The organism is Streptococcus oralis, from assembly GCF_023109195.1.
GTDB classification, from domain to species: domain Bacteria; phylum Bacillota; class Bacilli; order Lactobacillales; family Streptococcaceae; genus Streptococcus; species Streptococcus oralis_BV.
On sequence record NZ_JALDUB010000009.1, the window covers coordinates 1 to 1,638 of the forward strand.

The 1,638-nt window shown below is 39.9% G+C and carries 1 protein-coding gene; it reads right to left on the reverse strand.

Going from position 1 to position 1,638, the window contains the following annotated elements:
* On the reverse strand, window positions 1-1,638 hold a 1,638-nt coding region (locus M1F65_RS09925; protein ID WP_247925914.1), incomplete at both ends, for an SspB-related isopeptide-forming adhesin.

The window sequence follows — 1,638 nt, forward strand, 5'->3', positions numbered from 1 at the left end:
TAAGCAACTTTGTTCACAGTATTTACATAGGTATTTTCAAAGGTTCCGACAGCAATTCGTTTCATTTGAATATAAGTCTCAGCCTGGAATGGAGAATCCAACTGAATCTCTTGAAGGAATTCTTCCTTGAAGCGAATTGTAATCATTCCCTTATCTTGATTATGTTCAACCTGTGTTTCAGCTGTTAAGTCTGTCCCTGCCTTAATAACACGACCGTCTTTCAATCGGATATCAACCTTGGCAAGAACTTTATAGTTTCCAGTGTATTGATCACCTTTTTGGTCATAATCATCTACAAAACTATAGTCATTCAAGTCCTCAGAATGATTTTGTGGAATCAAACCACCGATTAAACGATAATTGAAGAACTGGTTCAACGGAATTGTTTGGCCATCAATATTGTCACTGCTTGGATCCATACTGATTGTCACATCTTTTTTCGGTGTGATTTTCGGTACGTTGTTGACAACTACTTCTGTAGCATAGCCATTTCCAAAATCAATTTGGTAGGCTTTGTTTTCATACTTACCACCCGTTTGACCAAATTCAGGTTTAACTGTCATCGGATCTGTGATTAGCAATGATTTTCCTGCTGCTACATAGTTCTTGTAGAATTCAGCTGGATTATCAGCTGAGAAGAGTTGGAAAGCACCTTTAACAGTGATGTTTGCTTTCTTCAACAGATCTTGAACCTTCTTAGGCGCAGCTTCTAAACTATCAAACTGTTGAACACTGATACCTGATACAAGATTGCCCTCTAGATCACGGATCTTAACCAATTCTGGTTGAAGGGTTAAGGCTTCTTCTGGATAATCATCCACATAGTAGAAACCATTTTGAATCGCTTCTTTAGAAGATTTATCTCCCTTGTATTGGTCCAAATCCCATGTGAGTTCATAGTAGTTCGTTGAACCAGCTAGAACTTCTTTGCCATCAATATTCACACCTTGCTTGTTCTTGTTAACTTTCAAAGGCTTGATGTAGTTGTTATTTGGATTGTCAGGATCATTTGGTTTACCTGGAGTCGTTACACGAACAATGTTTGACTTGACACCGTAGGCATCGTTGACTGTCAATGTAAAGTTGTTTGTATAAGTCGCCCCATCATTCAAGACACGACCAACAACAGTTGGATATAGAGTCTCAAAGGATTTTGTCAAATCTGCATTGAAAGCTGCCAAGGTCTCCTCAGTAGCCTTAAAGGTTACAGTGTGACTAGCTTTGTCATAGCTTGTTTCAAAACCTTTGCTTGCAGCCTTGGTTGCTTCCAAATCAAACTGATAGCCAGTTGGAAGTGGATCTACCAATACAAACGAAGTTGTTTTTGGACGCCCTGCAGTTAAAGCTTCCGTTTTCAACTCAAACTTCACTACAGACTGCTTAGCAACTAGAGTACGGTCGATATCTACTCCATCCTCATTTTTAATTTCTTTATTAATCTGAGGTTGTGCAAATAGACGATTGTAATGGAAGTGAACTGTTGGCACCGCTGGTGGTGTTGGCAACTGCTTAGGAGTTGGTGCTACCGGCGGAGTTGGCAATGGATCATAGTTTGGCTCTTCTGGTTTTGATGGCTCTGGTTGATCTGGAGTTTTTACCGGTGGAGTTGGCTCATTTTCATAGCTTGGTGCTACTGGA